The organism is Rhodococcus tibetensis (assembly GCF_024438035.1).
Taxonomy (GTDB): Bacteria; Actinomycetota; Actinomycetes; order Mycobacteriales; family Mycobacteriaceae; genus Rhodococcus_F; species Rhodococcus_F tibetensis.
In genome coordinates this window covers 100,957-118,119 of record NZ_JANFQF010000005.1, presented here as the reverse complement: position 1 = coordinate 118,119, position 17,163 = coordinate 100,957, and the positions used below count along the sequence as shown (strand labels likewise).

The 17,163-nt window shown below is 66.9% G+C and carries 16 protein-coding genes and 1 riboswitch; of the genes, 4 read left to right on the top strand and 12 right to left on the bottom strand.

Annotation, left to right across the window (positions count from 1 at the left end; genetic code table 11):
- Window positions 1-8 precede the first annotated feature (8 nt).
- A complete protein-coding gene (locus NOF53_RS07565; protein ID WP_255966894.1) occupies window positions 9-1,394 on the bottom strand; it encodes a class II 3-deoxy-7-phosphoheptulonate synthase in 1,386 nt (461 codons plus the stop codon).
- A 42-nt stretch (window positions 1,395-1,436) separates the two neighbouring features.
- Window positions 1,437-1,928: a polyadenylate-specific 3'-exoribonuclease AS gene (locus NOF53_RS07560; protein WP_255966893.1), complete on the bottom strand. Its 492-nt coding sequence runs from the start codon at window positions 1,926-1,928 to the stop codon at window positions 1,437-1,439.
- A 67-nt stretch (window positions 1,929-1,995) separates the two neighbouring features.
- Here NOF53_RS07560 and NOF53_RS07555 point away from each other — a divergent pair, with 67 nt between their 5' ends.
- On the top strand, window positions 1,996-3,318 hold the full coding sequence (locus NOF53_RS07555) for a glycosyltransferase 87 family protein (protein ID WP_255966892.1): 1,323 nt from the start codon (window positions 1,996-1,998) through the stop codon (window positions 3,316-3,318).
- Window positions 3,319-3,324: 6 nt separating this feature from the next.
- On the opposite strand, the gene NOF53_RS07550 is transcribed toward NOF53_RS07555, so the two are convergent.
- The 6 genes from NOF53_RS07550 to NOF53_RS07525 all read right to left on the bottom strand — a co-directional run bounded on the left by NOF53_RS07550 (window position 3,325) and on the right by NOF53_RS07525 (window position 7,888).
- On the bottom strand, window positions 3,325-4,086 hold the full coding sequence (locus tag NOF53_RS07550) for a lysophospholipid acyltransferase family protein (RefSeq protein ID WP_255966890.1): 762 nt from the start codon (window positions 4,084-4,086) through the stop codon (window positions 3,325-3,327).
- Window positions 4,087-4,213: 127 nt separating this feature from the next.
- Entirely contained in the window at window positions 4,214-5,227 is a 1,014-nt protein-coding gene (locus NOF53_RS07545) for an ROK family protein (RefSeq protein ID WP_255966888.1), read from the bottom strand.
- Window positions 5,228-5,285: 58 nt separating this feature from the next.
- Entirely contained in the window at window positions 5,286-5,684 is a 399-nt protein-coding gene (locus tag NOF53_RS07540; RefSeq protein WP_255966887.1) for a hypothetical protein, read from the bottom strand.
- A complete protein-coding gene (locus NOF53_RS07535) occupies window positions 5,681-6,922 on the bottom strand; it encodes an ArsA family ATPase (RefSeq protein WP_255967224.1) in 1,242 nt (413 codons plus the stop codon). Before NOF53_RS07535 ends, NOF53_RS07540 begins: the two co-directional genes overlap by 4 nt.
- Entirely contained in the window at window positions 6,919-7,356 is a 438-nt protein-coding gene (locus tag NOF53_RS07530) for an SRPBCC family protein (RefSeq protein WP_255966886.1), read from the bottom strand. The genes NOF53_RS07535 and NOF53_RS07530 overlap by 4 nt, the downstream gene beginning before the upstream one ends.
- A 151-nt stretch (window positions 7,357-7,507) precedes the next feature.
- On the bottom strand, window positions 7,508-7,888 hold the full coding sequence (locus tag NOF53_RS07525) for an SRPBCC family protein (protein WP_255966885.1): 381 nt from the start codon (window positions 7,886-7,888) through the stop codon (window positions 7,508-7,510).
- Between the two features lie 168 nt (window positions 7,889-8,056).
- Between NOF53_RS07525 and NOF53_RS07520 the strand changes: the two genes are divergently transcribed.
- The gene (locus NOF53_RS07520; protein ID WP_255966884.1) at window positions 8,057-9,868 is read left to right on the top strand and encodes an AMP-dependent synthetase/ligase; all 1,812 of its coding nucleotides are present in this window, start codon (window positions 8,057-8,059) and stop codon (window positions 9,866-9,868) included.
- Between the two features lie 52 nt (window positions 9,869-9,920).
- Here NOF53_RS07520 and NOF53_RS07515 read toward each other — a convergent pair whose 3' ends face one another.
- The 4 genes from NOF53_RS07515 to NOF53_RS07500 form a co-directional block, all read right to left on the bottom strand.
- A complete protein-coding gene (locus tag NOF53_RS07515; protein WP_255966883.1) occupies window positions 9,921-11,048 on the bottom strand; it encodes a glycosyltransferase family 4 protein in 1,128 nt (375 codons plus the stop codon).
- Between the two features lie 43 nt (window positions 11,049-11,091).
- Window positions 11,092-12,459: a hypothetical protein gene (locus tag NOF53_RS07510; RefSeq protein ID WP_255966882.1), complete on the bottom strand. Its 1,368-nt coding sequence runs from the start codon at window positions 12,457-12,459 to the stop codon at window positions 11,092-11,094.
- Between the two features lie 49 nt (window positions 12,460-12,508).
- The gene (locus tag NOF53_RS07505; RefSeq protein ID WP_255967222.1) at window positions 12,509-13,561 is read right to left on the bottom strand and encodes a C40 family peptidase; all 1,053 of its coding nucleotides are present in this window, start codon (window positions 13,559-13,561) and stop codon (window positions 12,509-12,511) included.
- A gap of 376 nt (window positions 13,562-13,937) precedes the next feature.
- Complete coding sequence (locus NOF53_RS07500; RefSeq protein WP_255966881.1) at window positions 13,938-14,477, bottom strand: NlpC/P60 family protein; 540 nt, start codon at window positions 14,475-14,477, stop codon at window positions 13,938-13,940.
- Between the two features lie 14 nt (window positions 14,478-14,491).
- Window positions 14,492-14,654, bottom strand: a riboswitch (cyclic di-AMP (ydaO/yuaA leader).
- Between the two features lie 465 nt (window positions 14,655-15,119).
- Between NOF53_RS07500 and NOF53_RS07495 the strand changes: the two genes are divergently transcribed.
- Both NOF53_RS07495 and NOF53_RS07490 read left to right on the top strand, forming a co-directional pair.
- Complete coding sequence (locus NOF53_RS07495; RefSeq protein WP_255966880.1) at window positions 15,120-16,886, top strand: DEDD exonuclease domain-containing protein; 1,767 nt, start codon at window positions 15,120-15,122, stop codon at window positions 16,884-16,886.
- Window positions 16,883-17,158 carry an Lrp/AsnC family transcriptional regulator gene (locus NOF53_RS07490; protein WP_109335029.1) on the top strand — a complete coding sequence of 92 codons (276 nt, stop codon included), beginning with the start codon at window positions 16,883-16,885 and terminating at the stop codon, window positions 17,156-17,158. The genes NOF53_RS07495 and NOF53_RS07490 overlap by 4 nt, the downstream gene beginning before the upstream one ends.
- Window positions 17,159-17,163: the final 5 nt, after the last annotated feature.

Sequence of the window (17,163 nt, the reverse complement as noted above, 5' to 3'; positions counted from 1 at the left end):
TGTCTGGATCAGCCGCGCAGCATCTCCGCAACGAGGAACGCGAGTTCCAGCGACTGCTGGGTGTTGAGCCGGGGGTCGCAGGCGGTCTCGTATCGGCCCGAGAGATCGAGATCGGAGATGTCCTGGGCGCCGCCGAGGCACTCGGTGACGTTCTCGCCAGTCAACTCCACATGGATGCCGCCCGGGTAAGTACCGAGACCGTGGTGGACCTCGAAGAATCCCTGCACCTCGTCGACGATGCGGTCGAAATGGCGGGTCTTGTAGCCGGTGGACGCCTCGTGTGTGTTGCCGTGCATCGGGTCGCACTGCCAGATGACCTGGTGCCCGGTGGCCTGCACCTTCTCGATGATGGGCGGCAACATCTCACGCACCTTGTTGTTGCCCATCCGGGAAATCAGGGTCAGCCGGCCCGGCTTGTTCGTGGGGTCGAGACGCTCGACGTATTCGACTGCCATCTCAGGCGTCGTGCTGGGACCGATCTTCAGTCCGATCGGGTTCGACACCAGTTCCGCGAAGGCGATGTGGGCTCCGTCGAGCTGGCGGGTGCGGTCACCGATCCACAGGAAGTGGGCAGACAGGTCGTACAGCTTGGGGTGGTCGTCGTCGTTGTCGAGACGGAGCATCGCCCGCTCGTAATCGAGGACCAGCGCCTCGTGGCTGGCGAAGATCTGCGCCTGATGCAGGCTCGGGTCGGTGACGCCGCACGCGTTCATGAACTGCAGGCCACGGTCGATTTCCGCGGCCAGCGCCTCGTAGCGGGCACCGGCGGGTGAGGACGCCACGAACTCACGGTTCCAGTCGTGGACCTTGTGCAGATCGGCCATGCCCGCGCCGGTGAGCGCGCGCACCAGGTTCATGGCTGCGCTCGCGTTCGCATAGGCGCGCACCAACCGCGACGGGTCGTGGGCGCGTACCGCCTCGTCCGCGACGAGGGAGTTGATCATGTCGCCGCGGTACGACTGCAGTCCCAGCGCGTCGACGTTCGACGATCTCGGCTTCGCGTACTGACCGGCGATGCGCGCGACCTTGACCACGGGCAGGCTCGCGCCGTAGGTGAGGACGACGGCCATCTGCAGCAGCGTGCGGATGTTGCCCTTGATGTGCGGCTCGGTGTTGTCGGCGAAGGTCTCCGCGCAGTCGCCTCCCTGCAGGAGGAACGCCTCCCCGCGGGCAACCTGCGCCAGCTTCTCCTGCAGCGCCACGACCTCGCTGGCCACCGTGATCGGTGGAACGCTCTCGAGGACGGTCCGCATCGCGGCCGCCTGACCCTCGGGCCATTGCGGCTGCTGCGCAGCCGGCTTGGCCAGGGCAGCATCGAGCTGCTCGCGCATCACGGAAGGAAGCGGCGGAAGTTCGGGCAAGCGGTCGATCGGCACGTCGACAGTCCAGTTCACCCATACAGGATATTCGCTCCGCACGATGGATGGCGAGTCAGGTCACCGCAGGGACCGTGCCACCCGCACGGTTTCGAACTTCGCCATGTTGTGCCGGGCATCGGCCAGCGCGTCGTGGGCATCTCCCGGTGCAGGTGGAAGCGCTGGACTGCCGTTGTCTTCCCAGTACTGACGCAGCTCGCGGGTGTACCGGGGCAGCGACTGCGGCAGCGCCGTCATGTCCCCCCACAGCTGGCACAGGGCGACGTGGTCATAGGCGGCCACCCATGCCCACAGCTCGGGCACGACACCGGGTCGTGGGATGAGGAACGCGAACAGGTCGTCCCGGATCCGCGCGCGGCTCTTCCACAGCGGCGACGAAGGCTGGGGCAGTTTGGGCAGAACGTTCCGCCGCACCCACTTCCCGGCACGCGCAGGGTCGAACTCGGTGGACACGGCGTAGAATTCACGTCCGTCCTCTGCGACCACCCCGATCGACACCAGGTCGATCGTGCGACCATCCTCGATGAACTCGCAGTCGTAGAAGTAACGCACGCCCGCAGACTATGCCTCATTCGTCGGCGTCGACCGGATCCACCCCTTACTCCTGAAGGAGACCTTGGTGAGCGCTACCTCCGACGGTCGTCGGTCCGCAGGTACCGTCGCGGACCACTCCGACGCCCCGAGGACGCCGCTGCAACGACGCGTTGCGCGGGGGGTGATCCGGGCCTTCGTCGTCGTCGGACTCGCGGTGGGCTTCGCCTACAACCTCGTCGGTTTGCCTGGTCTGCGCGACTTCGGTTTCTACTACCGGCTCGACCTGGACGTCTACCGTCTCGGCGGATCGGTGTTCCTCCACGGCCCCACTCTCTACGGATCGATGCCGCCGACGCAGATGGGCAACTTCCTGCCGTTCACCTATCCGCCGCTCTCGGCGGTCGTCTTCAGTCCGCTGTCTCTGGTGTCGCTGGACGCTGCCGGAATGGTGGTGACCGTGTTGTCTCTGGCCGCCCTCTTCGGCGTACTCGTCGCCACTCTCGGCTCCCTCAGCATCGCCCCGCGGACCACCCTGATGTGGACGGCGCTCGGCGCGCTGGCCGTGGCCATGGCGCTCGAGCCGGTGTCGTCGACTCTCGATTACGGACAGATCAACATCATCCTGATGGCGTTGGTGGCGTTCGACTGCCTCGCGAAGCGAACACCCCTGCCCCGCGGTGTGTTGATCGGGCTCGCCGCCGCGGTGAAACTGACCCCGGCCGTATTCGTGCTGTACTTCCTGCTGCGCAAGGATTTTCGAGCGGCGGTGACGACCACGGCCGCCTTCCTCGCGTTCAGCGCGGTGGGTGCGATCGCGACGTGGAAGGACTCGGTCACCTACTGGACCCAGACCCTCTTCGACTCGGGCCGGATCGGCACTCCCGCCTATCCGGCGAACCAGAGCATCACCGGGGTACTGGCGCGTTTCGACGCGAGCGAGTCGTTGCGTACCCCGATTTGGCTGCTACTGAGCCTCGGGGTCCTTGCTCTGGTGATCGCCGCGATGCTCCGAACGCTCCGCGCCGGGGAGGCTGCGCTTGCGCTCGGGTTGAACGCTGTGCTGGGACTCTTGGTGTCGCCGGTGTCCTGGTCCCATCACTGGGTGTGGTCGGTGCCGATCATCCTTACGCTCGGAGTTCTCGCCTACCGGCGTCGCAGCATCGCGCTCGGTTTCGCCGCAGTGGCGGGGCTCGCCGTCGTCAAGCTGGCCGCCCACTGGAAACTGGGTGTCGGCCGCTGGAGCGGCGTCCACTGGAGTGTGTGGGACCAGTTCCTGGCATCGTCCTATGTGTGGTGGGGCCTCGCTATGGTGGCCGTGGCGTTCTTCACCTTCGGCACGGCGCCGTCCCGGCCGGACGGGGACAAACGCCGGAAAACGTCCGGCGACGTGTCCGTCCCCGTGGCGTGACTCGGGTCAGCTAGCGCGCGTATCCGGCATCCGAGTGACGTCGGTGGCCGGCGCGAGCGCTGCCTCTGGCACCGCCGTCGGCGCGCTACCGGTGGTCGCCGCCTTCTTGAGCGTCGCCGCATAGATGTCGACGTACTCCTGACCGGACAGCTTCATCAGCTTGTACATCACCTCATCGGTGACGGCCCGCTCGACGAAGCGATTGCCGCCCATCCCCTCGAAGCGGGAGAAGTCGATCGGCTCCCCGATACGGACGGTCACCTTCGCAGGACGCCACAACCGCGAACCGATCGGATTGACCTTCGCCGTTCCGATCATGGCCACGGGGATCACCTTCACACCGGACTCGAGCGCCATCCGCGCCAGTCCCGTCTTCCCCTTGTAGAGCCTGCCGTCCGGAGAACGGGTGCCCTCCGGGTAGATGCCCAGCAACTGCCCCTGCGAGAGCACGCGCAGTCCAGCGTTCAGCGCGTCCTGCGCGGCGTCGGCGCCGGTGCGGTCGATCGGCACCTGACCCGCGACGGAGAAGAACCAGCGCTGGAAGGCCCCCTTCACGCCCGTGCCGGTGAAGTACTCGCTCTTGGCAAGGAAAGTGATCCGGCGCGAGACGCGCATCGGAAGAAAGAACGAATCCAGCACTGCCTGATGGTTACTCGCCAAAATGGCTCCACCCTCGGCCGGAATGTTCTCCGTTCCCTCTACGGTGGGCCTGCCCAACACCCAGAGAACCGGCCCCAAAAACACGTACTTGAAGAGCCAGTACCACATGGCGTCCCTCCCGTTTCAACCCAAGCTTCGTTCGGGTCGACTCTACTTCGGGTAAGTGTGGGCCGCTACACACGCCCTGGTACACCGCACAGCATCACACTGCAGGTTTACACGTGTCGACGAGGAGTCAACCTACCCGGTCGGGTAGGACCGCCCGGGCGAGTTCGGCGGCACCGATCATGCCCGCCGCCTCCCCCAGCTGTGTCGACCGGATACGTGCCAACGGCCGGTGTCCCGCTCCGGTGGTCAACGCAGCATAATGCTCGCGCGCCTCGTCGAGGAACAACGGAGACGAGCTTGCCACGCCGCCTGCGATCACGATGAGATCGGGGTCGTACACATCCCCGATCAATGCCAACCCCACCCCGAGCCAGCGCGCGAATTCGCGCATCGTCTGTTGCGCCAGGGGGTCCCCGTCCTGGGCGGCGCCGGCGATCCGGCGCCCCGTCAGCGAACCGGGATCGACCGCGACATCGCGGGCAAGGACAGTGGACGTCGTCGGGTCGGCGGCCAGCAGCTCGATCGCCGTGTCCACGAGAGCGGTGCCGCTGCAGTACCGCTCCCAGCACCCGCGCTTCCCGCAGGCGCACGGGCGGCCGCCGGGAACGACCTGGATGTGCCCGAGCTCAGGTGCGACACCGTGACTGCCGCGGTAGAGCCGCCCGTCCGCGAGAAGGGCGGCGCCGACCCCGGTACCGATGGCGAGCATCACCACGTTCCGTCCTCCCGCCGCAGCGCCGAATCGGTGCTCGGCCCACGCCGCGGCATTGACGTCGTGTTCGAGGATCACCGGCAGGCCCAGGCGTTCGCTCAGGTCCCGACCGACCGGTTCACCCACCCAGGGCAGGTGGGGCGCGAACCGCACAGTGGTGCGGTCCGGGGTGATGAAACCGGCGACCGCCAACCCGACAGCGGCAATGCTGTGGCGTCCCGCCAGCTCCCGCACGGCGCGATCGAGACCGTTCTCGAGGGCCTTCGCCGACGCCGGTGTCGGCGACTGAAGCGAGTCGAGGACCTCCCCGCTCGAATCGACCACCGAGGCACGGATGCTCGTACCGCCCACGTCGATACCGATGGTCAGTGCCGAGCTGCCGGCCTGGTCGCTGCCCGCGCCGCTACTCATGAACATGATTGTGCCCATGCCGGACCGTCTGCGTGCACGAGATCGGCGGACGGCACCCGCATGAGATCTGCAGCGGTCAATGCTTGATGGTGACCGAGATCGGGACGAACGCCGATTCAGCGGGAGACGGTGGTGCGTCCTCGGCACCGCTGCCACCCGGCGGAGATTCGGGCGCCTGCGGGCCGTCGTGTACACGATGCTCGTCGAGGATCTGCCGCAGAACCGCGACGAGCACGGTCCCCTGATTCGCCAGAAGTGTCACGAGATCGTGTTGCTCGCCGCGAATCACTGCGGCGAGAGCGCAGACCGGGCACCACGTGCACCCCGACCACTCGCCGGTAGCCGCTCTCTCGTCGTTCGGCCCGTCCTGCGAGTGCGGTGCCGCGGCGCGCTGCAATATCGGCTCGAGTCGCTCCAGGGCACTTTCGGCCAATGCCCGCAGATCCGCGACAAGTTGAGCGTGATCGTCGTTCATACCGGCCACACCTGCGGATCTGGGGTGAACCGCACGACGAGATCGGAGCCGTCGAGTTCCGCCGCCGCAACGACGCATCGGCGCAGCACGGAGGCGAGCCGTATCCGACGACGCACCCCTTCGGCACCCACAACCAAGTCGTCCTCCACTCGACCCAAGGTGAGAGTCGACGGATTCACCAGCGGCAGATACATCCGCATCGTGTACACAGAATCCACACCGGCCCCCGATTCCAGCCCCACCCGCACTGCGGGAGGGTTTTTCCCCAGCACCGCAACCGCGTCCGCGTCGTCGGCATACAACTCCCGGGCAATACCGCCGAGATCGGCCAACCCTACCGGCTCCGTCACCGAGCGCGTCACCGAGCGGATCACCGTCGCTCCGACCGACGTTGTGAGCTCGGCGAGCACCCGCTGCTGCAGAGCCCGTCGCCGGGTCAGCCATACGACTCCGGGGCCATCCCCCTCAGAAGCCGAGTCGAACTGCGGCAGAAGGTTGTTCACGAGAATAGCATCGACACGCAGGTCGGAGAGCGCGGCTGCGGCCAGGGTGCGGCGAGTTTCCGTGAGCACTACCCGCTCGGGCGTGGTCACCAGGCGCACAGTGGTTTTCGGGCGATTCGTCAGCAGTGCCCGGACTTCGGCGACGGCGGAGACCACCTGCTCGAGGAGCGATACCAGCATGACCAGCCGGGGGTCCGTGCCCACGAGGGCAATGATCCGCCGGTGTTGCGGCCACACCCGCTCGATGTAGTCGAGGGTCATCGCGGGTGCGGCGAGTGTTCGCAGCGCATCCGCGGTCGGCGGGCAGTCGACAACCACGGTGTCGTACCGCCCGCCGGTGGCGAAGCCGACGATCTCCCCCAGCCCCAGCACGTCCTGCACACCCGGGAGGCCCGTCAACTCCTCGGGTTCGAGTGCCGACAGTTGAGCGCCGTGGTCATGGTTGCCCGCGGCGGCGAGCAAGGCCGACACACTCCGGAAGCGCGCCTCCAGCAGGGCGAGGGTGTCCAGTTCGAGCACGTCGAGACGGTCAGCCACCGACACGAGGTCGCGGGCGGACCCGATGCCGAGGACGTCGGCAAGCGAGTGCGCCTGATCGAGGGAAACGAGAAGTGTCCGACTACCGCTGTGCGCAGCCGCCTGCGCCGTCGCGGCAGCGAGCGTGGTCTTACCCACCCCGCCCTTGCCGACGAAGAACTGAACCCGCGCAGGGCCGCGACCACCCTCGCTGATCAGCCTTCCACCCGCTTCTTCAGTTCCTTGAGCGCCGTATCCGTGATGGCTTTTTCGGCCTTGCGTTTGAACAGCCCGATCATCGGGATGGTGAGGTCCACGGTCAATTCGTAGGTGACGGTGGTACTGCCGCCCGATTCCTCCTCGAGCACATAAGAACCGAACTGAGCCTTCTGAATCTCGCCGGATTCGAGTTCCCAGGTGACGGCCTTGCCGTCCTGCGCCCAGTCGTATCGGAGCACATAGGTGTCCTTCACCATCCCCGCGTCGAGCACGAAGCGCACGCGATCGGCCCTGCCGTTCGCTCCCGGGTCCAGCACCTCCACGGACTTCGCTGCCGTCACCCACGCCGGATACGCATCGAAGTCGGCGATCACATCCATCACCCGGGCGGCCGGCGCCTCGATACTGATCGACCTCTTGGTCCTCTCGGGCATGGAGTGGACGCTTCCTTTCGCGTTGCGGACCCGCTCGCCGATGGCCGGGCCACACTGTTCCTGGTTCCGTGACTGTGTCGTGCCCGACTATCACACACGATTTCTGTGCTCGGACACAATGCCGACGACTCCCAGCGGGTGGGGCACGAGCTCAGGACGGTGGTTCGCCGGGTGCGCGACCCGCTTCGAGTTCCTTCTTCACCTCGAAGGACATCACTTTCCCCTCGACGCGGCGGCGCCGGTTCAGCGCGGCCAGGTCGGGTGAGGCGGACTTTGCGCTCCGCGCCGGTTCGGCGTGCAGGAAGTAGTGGACGATCACACCGTCGAGCACCGGTTCGAGCCACACCTCCATCGTTCCGGTCAGAGAACCGGCCACGATCCACCGGATGCCCTTGTCGGCACGGTCCTCACGGACGGAGAGAGTGAGGTCGGGCCACCACCGGCGCCATCGGGCCGGCGGGGCGATCGCCGCGGCAACCTGCTCGGGTGGGGCCGCGACGAATGTCTGGTCTGCGACCTGAATGCTGCTCACACCGACTAGCTTCACACACTGCCGCGACGCGGGTGACGTGTGGTTCCGCCGGTATACGCAACAGGCACTCACCGGGCGTTCGTCAGGCTGGGAACGAGCTGTACAGGCGAAGGTCTAAAGTCGAGCCGGACAACTTACTCGTCAGTATTTTCAGCGTCGGAGGTTTTCGTGCCCGAGTTCAGCGCGCCACAGTCGTTCACCATCGCGGAGGACGCGTCCGCAGTCGACTCGGTGTTCGCCCACGCAGCGGCCCGGCCGGCGCTGGTCGTGTACAAGCGGAAGGTCGCGGGAACCTGGTCGAATGTCACGGCCGCCGATTTCGCAGCACAGGTCACCGCAGTTGCGAAGGGCCTCATCGCCCTGGGCGTCCAGCAGGGTGATCGGGTCGCCCTGATGTCCGCCACCCGGTACGAGTGGCCGCTCATCGACTTCGCCGTCTGGTCCGCCGGCGGCGTCACCGTCCCGATCTACGAGACCTCCTCCGCCGAGCAGGTTCGCTGGATCCTCGAAGACTCCGAAGCCATCCAGTTGATCGTCGAGAACGCAACGCACGCGGCGACCGTGAAAGCGGTCGCCGCCGAAGCCGCGGCGCTGCGCGGAGTGCACCAGATCGAGGCGGCCGACGGTGGTCGCGGCGTCATCGACGAACTGACCGCACTCGGCACCGACGTCCCCGACTCCGAGATCGAGGCCCGGGTCGCAGCACTGAAATCGAGCGATCCCGCGACTCTCATCTACACCTCCGGTACCACCGGCCGCCCCAAGGGCTGCCAGCTGACGCACTCGAACCTGATCGCCGAGTCCAAGGGCATCCTCGACTCGAGCCTCGGCACCCTGTTGAAGTCCCCCGGTGTCAGCACGTTGATGTTCCTGCCGATGGCGCACGTCCTAGCGCGCGCAGTGAGCATCGCGTCGTTCGACGCGGGCGCCGCGCTCGGGCACACGAGCGACATCCCGAATCTCGTCCCCACGTTCGGCGAGTTCCGTCCCGACTTCATCCTGTCGGTGCCCCGCGTCTTCGAAAAGGTGTACAACAGTGCGCGCGCCAAGGCACACGGCGAGGGCAAGGGCAAGATCTTCGACGCCGCCGCCGAGACTGCCATCGCATGGAGCGAGGCGCAGGACGAGGGGGGAGCCGGCCTGATCCTCAAGGCGAAGCACGCCGTGTTCGACAAGTTGGTGTTCTCGAAGCTGCGTGCCGCACTCGGCGGAAGATGCCAGCTCGCGATCTCCGGTGGCGCACCCCTCGGCGCGCGCCTCGGTCACTTCTTCCGTGGCATCGGAATTACCATCTACGAGGGCTACGGGCTCACCGAGACCTCAGCGGCGTTCGCGGTGAACACCATCGGCGAACAGAAGGTCGGTTCGGTCGGTAAGCCCCTGGCGGGCAACTCGGTCCGGATCGCCGACGACGGTGAGATCCTGCTGTCGGGACCGGTGGTGTTCCACGGATACTGGCGCAACGAGGCGGCCACGGCCGACGCACTCGACAACGGCTGGTTCCACACCGGCGACCTCGGATCGGTCGATGCGGACGGCTACATCACGATTACCGGCCGCAAGAAAGAGATCATCGTCACAGCTGGTGGCAAGAACGTCTCCCCCGCGCAGCTCGAGGATCACCTTCGCGCGCACCCGCTCATCAGCCAGGCCATCGTCGTCGGCGACCAGAAGCCCTTCATCGGCGCACTGATCACCATCGACGCCGACGCGCTCCCCGCGTGGAACGAGCGCAACGGCAAGCCCGCCGACACCAAGGTCGGCGATCTGCTCACCGACGCCGATCTCACAGCGGAGATCGACGAGGCCGTCGCCGAAGCCAACAAGCTCGTCTCGCATGCGGAGGCGATCAAGAAGTTCCGTGTTCTGCCCGTCGACTTCACCGAGGAGACCGGCGAACTGACGCCCACGATGAAGCTCAAGCGAAATGTGGTGCACGAGAGCTTCTCCGAAGACATCGCCGCCATCTACGCGAAGTAGCCACCCCGGGAGTACTTGTCGGCCGGTGGCGGCAGCAAGTACTCCCGGGTCCCTACGCGAGTAGGCCCCGCAGCTGGGCGGCGAGCACGTCCCATCTCCATTCCGCCTTGACCCATTCGCGTCCGGCCGCACCCATGGCGGCGGCGCGATCACGGTCGGAGAGAACGGAAATCACCGATCGTGCCACGTCGTCCACCGACGTGCCGTCCACGACCACTCCGGTGTCGTTCTGGCGCACCGTTTCTGGCGCACCTCCCGACTGTCCCGCAATGACAGGGACTCCGCTGGCGGAGGCCTCGAGGAAGACGATTCCCAGGCCTTCCACGTCCAGTCCTGCGCCGCGCGTGCGGCACGGCATGGCGAACACGTCGGCGATCGTGTGGTGCGCCGCCAACTCCGTCGACGGCACCGTACCCGTGAACACCACGTGGTCCGCCATGCCCGTCGCGCGCGCGATAGACCGCAGGCGGTCCTCGTAGGGCCCACCGCCAACGATCACGAGCACCGCACCGTCGATGTGTGTGCGGATGGTCGGGAGCGCCCGGATGAGAACGTCCTGCCCCTTGCGCGGCACGAGGCGCGAGAGGCACAGGACGGTCGGCCGCTCCCCCAGCCCGTATCGGGCCCGCAGTTCCGCGCGGGCGCCGCTGTCGGGTGCGAACCGGTCCGTGTCGACTCCTGGCGGCACGTGCTCGAGCGCGGCGCTCGCACCGAACGCGGATGCGAACCGGCCGCGGGTATAGCGGCTGACGTAGGTGACGACGTCCGTCTGCTCGCCGATCTGCCGCAACGCCTGGCGCGCGGCGGGGAGCATCGACCAGCCGACTTCGTGTCCGTGTGTGCTGGCCACGACGCGTTGCGCGCCCGCACGGCGAAGCGTCGGAGCGAGCAGTGCCAGAGGCGCAGCGGCGCCGAACCACACATTCGCGCACCCATACTCTTCGATCAGTCGCGCGGCGCGCCGGGCCACGAACGGGGTCGGCACCATCAGCGTGGTGGGATGACGCACCACCGGAAAGGGCTGTCGTGCATCGAAGGTGACGTGCGAGTCGCCCCGCCACCGCGGGGCGTACACCACCAGGTCTTCGGCAGGAAAGTGCTTGGCGAAGGTGTGCAGGTACGACTGGATACCACCGGGACGCGGCGGAAAATCGTTCGTCACCAACAGGGTTCGACGCATGTGATCACCGTAGGCGGTTGACCACATCCTCGGCGACGCAGGGTCACCCCAGGTGGGCGTCCATCCAGTCGGCCCAGTCGGCCCGGAATCGATCGGTGTCGACATCGAGCACCTCGGACAGCCGGTCGTCCACCTGCACCGGATCCCTCTCCCCGACAGCCAACGCGCGATACAGCTGCGTCAGACTCGATTCGCCGAATTTCTCGGCCACGAAGGCACTGAGGGACCAGGCCGTCTCGTAGGCGACGGACCCGCGCTCACCGGCGGCGGAGAAGTCCTCGTCACGCGGGAACTCCTGCGGTGCGCCGTCCGCGTCCACCAGAGCTGAGAGTGCGGGCGCGATCTGACGTTCCTCCTCATTCGAACCGCGGTATGCCGCGTACTCCGCGTACCCTTCGAGCACCCACATCGGCGAATGATCCACCGTGTCGGCCCTCGCCGCCACGTGCGTCAGTTCGTGCCGCAGGATCGCCCTGCGTGTCACCTCTGTGAGGCGCTCCGCCGACGCCGGACTGAACACGATCCGCTGTCCGCTCACCGCAGTTGCCTCCGCGTCGACGGCATCCGAGACAGCGACAGCGGCGATGTCACGTCCGTCGTGATCCGGTCCGACCAGCGCTGTGAACTCGTCTTGCGATGCCGCCACCCACACGAGCGCCCTGCCGGCCCAGTCCGGCCCCCACAACTGAGTGACGTTGATAACCGCCGACGGGAGTTCTTCGGCCAACCGGTCCACCATCGCGGCATTCTCGGGGTGCCCGAGCACCACCGAGGTCCGTCCGTCGCCCGTGTCGACGCGGCGCGACACCACGGGACCGAAATCCCACGGTCCGCGCCAGGTGTGCCGATCCCCGTCCACTGTGGCGTTGTCGCTCACCAGCGTCCAGCGGTCACCGCGCCGGGCAACGACGAGGGCCACGGGTTTGCGAGTGGGAAGCTCGTCGGCGCCGGCGATCGCATAGCGGAGTTGGACAGCCGGCGACCACACCTCGTCGGCGCCGAGCGCGTCGACCAGGCTCGCCGGCACCTCCGTTGCGGGGCCGTCGGCGAGCTCGTATCCCCAATCGGAGAATTCGACACCCTCGAGATTGGCGGTGCGCCGGGTCTCAGCGGCGAGGAAGCCGGGCGACGCCGATGCATCCATTACCTCCGACAGCGCTCCCGCGTCATTCGAGCGCACCGCCCTCGCCCATCGATCCAGGAGCGCCTGCACCCCGACCAGGCGGCTCTGGTCGTCCACGACGGCGGTGCCGACAGCTCCGTCGGCACTCGTGCCGGTCGAGGAGAACGCGGTCAGGCCCAGTACGACGAGCACGGCGAGAACGAGTCCCGCCAGAGCGGCGAGTTCCCACGGACGCGCCCTGCGGCGTGATGTCGGATCCCCGGCGGTCGACGGCTCTGATTCGGGCACGCCGGTGAGTGTATGAGCATGCCTCTGCACCGCTGCGGGACGGTCGCCGTCAGTAGCGGCGTGCGCCGTAGAACGGGAACTTGGCCATCGACTCGATCTTCACCGGAACACCGAACGTCGACGCGTGCAGGATGTTGCCGTTGCCCGCGTACAGACCGACGTGGGAGGCGTCGTCGTAGAAGAGGACCACATCGCCGGGCTGGAGCTGATCGCGCGACACCGGGGTACCTGCGCTCGCCTGCGCCTGACTCGAACGCGGCAACGTCTTCCCGACCTGCTTGTAGGCCCACACCACGAGCCCCGAACAGTCGAATTCGTTCGGACCGGTAGCGCCCCACACGTACGGGTCCCCGATTCGGGTCATTCCGGCCTGCAGTGCGCTGGACCCCGAACCGGGTGTGAGGTGCGCGAGGATCGTATTCGGATCGAAGCCCGGCGGGAACGGGGTACCTGCCAACTGGTCGCGCTCGGCGCCCGTGAGATCACCGAACGCCTTCATCACCTCACCGATCTGTGCCTGCAGGTCGCTCTGCTTACGTTGCAGATCGTCGCTGAGAGCTTTGGCTTGCTCGGTCGCGGAACGGGCGGTGTCCGCGGACTGCTTCGATGCTGCTGCGGCCTTCGCCGCATCCGACGTCGCCGCCTGGAATTGCGCGACCTGATTGCGCGTCTCGTTGGAGATCACATCGAGGGCCGACATCTGGTCCAGCAGTTGTTGCGGCGAATCGCTCACCATCACGGCGAAGAGCCGATTGGTCCGGGCACCCTGGTAGTTGGCGGTCGCCAGTTTGTTCACCACCGGCTCGAACACCGCGATGCGCGCGTTGGCGGCGTCGAGGGCGCTCCGATCACCGGCCAGCTTCACCTCGGCGTCGCGTTGTGCCGCCAACTTGGCGTCGAGGTCGATCTGCGCGTTGTGGAGTGCCTCCGACGTCTGCTCGGATTGGCGGGAAAGGTCACCGAGTTTGGCGAGCGCCTCCGTCGGGTTGGTCACCGCTGGGTCCGCAGCTGCCTGAAGGGTGGGCAGCGAGGTGACTGTCAACGACAGGACGCCCACAGTCAACACGCTGCGCAGCGAGCGCTTCATCTTGTATGAGCCCACGGAATGCGGTTCTCCGTTCATCGATCTCCACCACCCGAGACGCGATGCGGTCCGCGACGCGGAGGGTCCGCGGTCGCGCACGGCCACGGATTGCTGAAGAGGTGGCAACCCGCGTTGTCGCCCGGTTCGGACGACAATGAGTTCGCAAGGTCTCGGATAGGTTACGGAATGGCATACGTTCGTGTCCACCTCCGCCACGGTCCGGTGGCGCAGACGACACAGGAGCCGTTGTTCGCGGATCGACCTGCACGCAGATGCACAAAGAGTGGGTCCGAATGGCGATTCGAACCCACTCTCGGTGGTCGTGCGCGATCCTGCGAAGCTACCCCGTCCATCCCCGAACGAGTGCGGGGGATGCGTGTGCCACGCGGCTGGATCAGTAGCGGCGTGCGCCGTCGAAAGGCATCGACGCGATGGGAGCCAGCTTGACCGGCTGGCCCGCGGTCGACGCGTGGATCACGTTGCCGTTGCCGGCATAGATGCCGGAGTGCGACCCACCGTAGAAGGACACGACATCGCCGGGACGCAGATCGGACTCCGAAACGGGAGAACCGGCTGCGGCCTGGTCGTAGCTGGTGCGCGGGAGGTTGAGCCCGGCCTGCTTGAACGCCCACTGCACCAGACCGGAGCAGTCGAACGAGTTGGGACCGGCAGCGCCGTACACGTAGGGGGCACCGAGCTTGGTCTGAGCGGCCTGAACAGCCTTGTCACCGGTGGAGCTCGCCGGCGGCGCGGGCAGCGCGGGCGCTCCGGGGACCTGCGGGATGACGACGCCCGGGATCTCGAAAGTTCCGATTCCCGGGATGGTGATGGGGTCCGCAGCGGCCGGGGCTGCGGTAGCGGTGAGCGCACCTACTGCAAGAGCGCTGGCGACGATTGCCCGCCGCACATTCCGCTTGGAAACTTGTGACGCCACGAAAGGGGTACTCCGTTTCTTCCATTCGTCCGCCGACCGAGTTAGCTGACGGGTTCGGGCTGGGAAGATCAGCCCTACCCACCGGTCCGATGTACGTCCCGGCAGGATTCACCCCAGTAGAAACTTGGGTTCCCGGTACGGCTCTCTCACGAGAAGCCGATTAGGCGGTGACTAGCGATGCTGTCCCGGTGTGGGGCGGCAAGACTCCGCTAGGTCTCAGGAAGGTTACGAAACGGAGTACCCGGATGTCGACCGGGACACGCTGAAAGCACATGCTCGGCCCTGGTGCGTGGTGGCGTGCGCGCGATACGCGCTTTCGATAACGGCTAGATAACAAGTGGTCGGTTTCCCATCTCGTTTCGGTAGCGCCCGTGGCGATTTCGGGCCGACGAGACTCGGCGAGGCTTCGCCGAAAGTGGCATCCGCGCTGTTCACGTGCCGTTTCCCGGGATGAGACCCGCGATGCATCGCCGACCCGGAGGTCGTCTCCTCGTCGGCCCGAACCGCGCCGATCGTGGGAGAGCCGCGGCTCCCGCCCGCACTCCGGGACGAGTCCGGAAATGACAGTGTGATCCTCGTCTCCCCCGCTCCGGAGAGTCGTCCGAAGGGGTTTGTCGGTGCCCGTCCATACGCTCTCAGACCGTGAGAGCTTCCGGCGTACCCGAGCAACTGAGCTTCGACGAGCTCGACACCCCGCTGCGGGACACCACCTTCGTGATCGTCGACCTCGAGACCACCGGCGGGCGACCCGGCGAAGACGCGATCACCGAGATCGGCGCCGTGAAGGTGCGCGGCGGCGAAGTGATCGGCGAAATGGCCACCCTGGTCGATCCGGGGCGCTCCATTCCGCCGCACATCGTGGAGATCACCGGGATCACCACGGCAATGGTCGTGGATGCGCCGCGTATCGAGCGTGTGCTGCCCGCCTTCCTGGAGTTCGCACGAGGCTCGGTGCTGGTGGCGCACAACGCCCCCTTCGACACCGGCTTCCTCCAGGCCGCCGCGTCGGCCACCGCCACTCCCTGGCCGAAGTTCACGGTGCTGTGCACGGTCAAATTGGCGCGCCGCGTCTTGACCCGCGACGAAGCACCCTCGGTCAAGCTGTCCTCCCTGGCCCGGCTCTTCGATGTCAGCACACAACCCACACACCGCGCACTCGACGACGCACGCGCCACCGTCGATGTCCTGCACGCCCTCATCGACCGTGTCGGCAATCAGGGAGTGCACAGTCTCACGGAACTCGTCGACTACCTTCCTGACGTCTCCTCCCACCAGCGGGCCAAGCGCACACTCGCCAGTCATCTCCCTCACGCCCCCGGCGTATACCTGTTCCGCGGTCCCTCCGACGAGGTGCTCTACGTCGGGACGGCAACCGACCTGCGCCGACGGGTGCGCAATTACTTCACCGGGTCTGAAACCCGCGGGCGGATGAAGGAGATGGTGGCGCTCACCACCCGCATCGACCATGTCGAGTGCTCGCACGCGCTCGAGGCCGGCGTCCGCGAGCTGCGCCTTCTCGCCGCGCACACCCCGCCGTACAACCGGCGGTCGAAGTATCCGAAGCGTGGATGGTGGATCACACTCACCAACGAAGCGTTTCCCCGGCTGTCGGTCGTACGTACTCCCACCCGGGATTCGCTCGGCCCGTTCCGGTCCCGTTCCACGGCGGTTGAGGTCGCGGAGACGCTCGCCGAATACTGTGTCCTGCGCACCTGCACGACCCGAATACCCACGGGACGTGAGCACGGGCCGCAATGTCCGCCGCGAGAGCTCGCCCCGTGCCCGGCGGCCGTGCAGGGTCTCGCCACCGAGGACGACTACCGCCCAGGTCCCCGCCTCTTCCGGCACCTTCTACGCGGCGTCGACGACACCCCGCTACGTCGGATGCGTGAACGGCTGGACAATCTCGCGGCGGACGAATTGTTCGAGAACGCCGCGCGGTTGCGCGACCGCACCGCCGATGTGGCTCTCGCACTGCGCAGGATGCAGCGACTGGCGGCCCTCACCACCCTCGACGAGATCGTGGCTGCCCGTCCGGCCGCCACCGGCGGCTGGGAGTTCGCCGTCATCCGGCACGGCCGGCTCGCATCGTCCGGCCGCGCGCGGCGCGGAGCCCATCCGATGCCGGTGGTCGACGCGCTGGTGCTCGCCGCCGAAACCGTCGTTCCCGACGATTCACCGCTCCGCGGCGCCTCACCCGAAGAAGCCGGCCTGCTGGCCCGCTGGCTCGACACCGACGGCACGCGCATCGTCAGCGCGTCCACGGGGTACTGCGAACCCGCACGGGGTGCCGGATCGTGGGCCGAGTGGTGCGAACGGGCCCGCGCCGGTAGTGAGCCGACCCCGGAACCGGAGTCCAGAGCGCCTGTGCCCGACTCTGTTCGCCACCACATAGGCTGGCAGGCATGATCAACGCCATCGTCCTGATCCACGCCGAAGCCCGCCGCATCCCGGAAACGGCGCAAGCCGTCGCCGATATCGACGGGGTCGACAAGGTCTACTCCTGCGCAGGCGACATCGACCTGATCGCGATCGTGCGGGTCCGGGACCACGCGAAGATTGCCGAAGTGGTCACCGAGGGGATCAACAAGGTCGACGGAGTGTCCAGGACGGCAACACACATCGCGTTCCAGTCCTACTCGAGCGCCGACGTGGAGGCAGGCTTCTCCATCGGCGAATGACCTAT